Origin of the sequence: Micromonospora sp. M51, assembly GCF_018070305.1 — a bacterium.
GTDB lineage: Bacteria > Actinomycetota > Actinomycetes > Mycobacteriales > Micromonosporaceae > Micromonospora > Micromonospora parva.
Window position 1 is genome coordinate 1 of record NZ_JAGPXZ010000668.1, and the last position, 3,444, is coordinate 3,444.

Consider the following 3,444-nt stretch of genomic DNA (forward strand, 5'->3'; position numbering starts at 1 on the left):
GGACGCGGAGTGCCACCAGATCATCACGTCCGCGTCGGCGCGCAGCCCGGAGACGTCGTACACGCCCCGGACCACCACGTCCTTGCCGGCCAACTCCTCGAAGAGGGACTCGACCTCGCCGGTGACGTTGTCCCGCAGCGACGGCAGCGGGGCGCTGGCCCGGAACACGGACCACATGGTGTAGCGGATGCTGTCGTTCAGCTCCCGCAACCGGGCCGCGTTGGTCTGCTCGGTCATCTCGCCGATCCTCCCAGTGCTGTGATGATCTCCTCGGCCGCCGTCTCGCCGGAGCGGACGCAGACCGGGATACCGACGCCGTCGTAGCCGGCGCCGGCGAGGGCCACTGTGGGGTGCGCGGCCCGCAACGCCGTCCGCGCGGCGGCGAGCCGGTCGGCGTGCCCCGGCGCGTACTGCGGCAGGGCCCCGCCCCACCGCTGCACGTGCCCGTCGACCGGGGCGGGTAGCGGGGTGCCGAGCACCGCCGACAGCTCGCGGTGCACGGTGGCCGCCAGGTCCGCGTCCGGGCGCTGAAGCTGCGACTCCTCGCCGTACCGGCCCACCGAGGCGCGCACCACCGCCAACCCGTCCGGCCGGCGCAGGTGCCCCCACTTGGTGGTGAAGAACGTCGCCGCCTTGATCAGCAACCCCTCGGTGCTCGGCACCAGGAAGCCGGACAGCTCGGGCAGGCGCGGCTGCGGCAACGCCATGGTGACCAGCGCGACGCTCGCGTAGTCCAACGCGCCGACGCCCGCCGCCACCGCCGGCGCCGCGCCGGCGAGCAGCCGGGCGGCCGGTCGCGCCGGCACCGCCAGCACCACGGCGTCCACGTCCACCAGCTCCGGGTCCCGGGTCGGGCCGACGGTGAGCCGCCAACCGGTGCCGGTCGCTGTCAGTTCACGCACTGCGGCGTCGCGCCGTACCGTCGCGCCGCTGGCCGTCACCGCTGCCTCGACCAGGGTGCTCAGCCCGCCGACCAGGGTGCCGAAGACCGGGGCGCCGGGCACCCGCGGCGCGGCGGCCTGCGCGGCCCGGACCGCGCCGACCAGGGTGTGCTCCACCCGGGCCGTCCGGGCCAGCGCCGGCATCGTGGTGACCAGGGACAGATCGTCGGCGCGGCCCGCGTACACGCCGCCCAGCATCGGGTCGACCAGCCGATCGACCACCTCGTCCCCGAAGCGGGACCGGACCAGCGCACCGACCGAGACGTCCTCGTCCGGCCCGACCAGCGGCCGGCCACCGTCGGTGTCGGCGTCCGCGGCCGGGCGGGCGACGGTGGCCACCCGATCCAGATCCCCGGGTACGCCCACCAGGGTGCCGCCCGGGATGGGGCGCAGCCCTCCGTCGACGACCAGCGCGGCCTGCCCCACCGTGGGGTGCACGATCCTCTCGGCCAGCCCGAGCCGGCGGGCCAACGCCACCGCCGCGCTCTCGGCGCCCGTCGGGTCGCGCATCAGGAACGACTCCGCGCCGAACTCCACCGGCTGACCGGCCAGTTCCCCGGTACGCAGCTTGCCGCCCAGCGCGCCGGACTGCTCGTACACGGTGATCTCGGTGCCGGCCGGTGCGCGGTCGCGCAAGCGGACCGCGGCGGCCAGCCCGGCGATCCCGCCGCCGACCACCGCCACCCGCCAGGGCTGCCGCGTCACGTTTCTCAGCCCTGGTCGGCTCGGCGGCTGGACAGTTCGTGCACCAGCGCGACCACCCGGGTCAGCACCTCCGGATCGGTCTCCGGCAGCACCCCGTGGCCGAGGTTGAACACGTGCCCGGGGGCCGCCCGGCCCTGCTCCAGGATGCGGCGCACCTCGGCCTCCACGACCGGCCACGGCGCGAGCAGCACGCACGGGTCCAGGTTGCCCTGCACCGCCTTGTCCGGGCCGATGCGGCCGGTGGCCACGTCCAGCGGCGTCCGCCAGTCGACGCCGACCACGTCCGCGCCGGCCTCGCCCATCGCGCCGAGCAGCTCGGCGGTGCCCACCCCGAAGTGGATCCGCGGCACCCCGGCGGACGCCAACCCGCTCAGCACGGCTGTCGAGTGCGGCAACACGAAACGGCGGTAGTCGGCCTCGGAGAGCGCGCCGGCCCACGAGTCGAACAGCTGCACGGCGGACACCCCGGCCTCGATCTGCACCCGCAGGAACGCCAGCGTCACCTCGGCCAGCCGGGCGCAGAGCGCGTGCCACAGCTCGGGGTCGCCGTACATCAGGGCCTTGGTCTTCGCGTGGGTGCGCGACGGCCCGCCCTCGACCAGGTAGCTGGCCAGCGTGAACGGCGCGCCGGCGAACCCGATCAGCGGGGTGTCGCCCAGCTCGACCACCAACTGCCGAACGGCCTCGTCCACGTACGGGACGTCGTCGCGGGTGATCGGGCGGATCCGCTCCACGTCGGCGGCGGTGCGGATCGGCTCGGCGACGACCGGGCCGGTGCCCGGCACGATGTCCAGGTCGATCCCGGCCGCGGCGACGGGCACCACGATGTCGCTGAACAGGATGGCCGCGTCCACCCCGTGCCGGCGCACCGGCTGGAGGGTGATCTCGGTGACCAGCTCCGGCCGGCGGCAGGACTCCAGCATCGGCACGCTCGCCCGGATCTCCCGGTACTCCGGCAGGGAGCGGCCGGCCTGGCGCATGAACCAGACGGGCGTGTGCGGGCCGGGGCGGCGACGACAGGCCCGGATGAAGGGCGAGTCGGCTGGTCCGCCGGGGCGTGGGTCTCCGTCTCGGGCGACAGTGCCCGTGGTGTCCGTGCTCATCGCCGCACTCGTGCCACGCCCACCAGCCCCAACCGGGTGGGGGTGAGAGGAAGGGCACCGTTCCTTACCCCCGAACCGGCGTGGGGGCCCCTCGGTGAGCGTCGGCGCGCCGTCGAAGCGGCGGGCGGACGTCGGCATAGGCTGCCACCATGGCCCCCCCGATCGCGCTCCCGGAGACGTTCGCCCGCGCGGTCGCCGGGCTGCGGTCGGCCGCCCCCCGGCCGGAGATCACCCTGGAGGAGGTCGGCGCTCCCCAGCGGCTGGCCCCGTACGCGTTCGCGCTCTCCGCGACGGTGCTGCGCGACGACGACGAGGTGGCGACCGGTCGGCTGATCCTGCTGCACAACCCGGCCGGGCACGAGGCGTGGCAGGGCACCCTGCGGCTGGTCACCTACGTGACCGCCGAGTTGGAGGTCGACCTGGCCGCCGACCCGCTGCTGCCCGGGGTCGGCTGGACGTGGCTGACCGACGCGTTGGACGCCCAGGACGCCGGCCACCGCGCGATCGGCGGGACGGTGACGCAGACCATGTCGACCCGGTTCGGCGATCTTGCCGGGCCACCGACCATCGGTGACATCGAGATCCGCGCGTCCTGGACGCCGGTCGACGACGACCTGACCCCGCATCTGCTCGGCTGGTGCGCGCTGCTCGCCTCCACCGCCGGCCTCCCCCCGCCCGGTGTCACCGCCCTCTCC

The 3,444-nt window shown here is 75.3% G+C and carries 4 protein-coding genes; 1 reads left to right on the plus strand and 3 read right to left on the minus strand.

The window, feature by feature from the left end; translation table 11 throughout:
* The 3 genes from KBX53_RS26710 to hemE all read right to left on the minus strand — a co-directional run.
* Nucleotides 1–237: chlorite dismutase family protein (locus tag KBX53_RS26710; protein WP_210862285.1), on the minus strand; the 237-nt coding region annotated here is incomplete at its 3' end.
* Nucleotides 234–1,646, minus strand: coding sequence for a protoporphyrinogen oxidase (hemG, locus tag KBX53_RS26715; protein WP_030336240.1), 1,413 nt, complete (start codon nucleotides 1,644–1,646; stop codon nucleotides 234–236). The genes KBX53_RS26710 and hemG, both read right to left, overlap by 4 nt.
* Nucleotides 1,647–1,651: 5 nt before the next feature.
* Nucleotides 1,652–2,749 (minus strand): uroporphyrinogen decarboxylase, encoded by a 1,098-nt coding sequence (gene hemE / locus KBX53_RS26720; protein ID WP_210862286.1) that lies wholly within the window; start codon nucleotides 2,747–2,749, stop codon nucleotides 1,652–1,654.
* Between the two features lie 149 nt (nucleotides 2,750–2,898).
* Here hemE and KBX53_RS26725 point away from each other — a divergent pair.
* A partial coding sequence (locus tag KBX53_RS26725) for a DUF3000 domain-containing protein (RefSeq protein WP_210862287.1) occupies nucleotides 2,899–3,444 on the plus strand: 546 nt, incomplete at its 3' end.

Bases quoted from the DNA above. Each gene is read 5' to 3' on its own strand.
- hemE (WP_210862286.1), bottom strand. From the start codon at position 2,749: ATGAGCACGGACACCACGGGCACTGTCGCCCGAGACGGAGACCCACGC.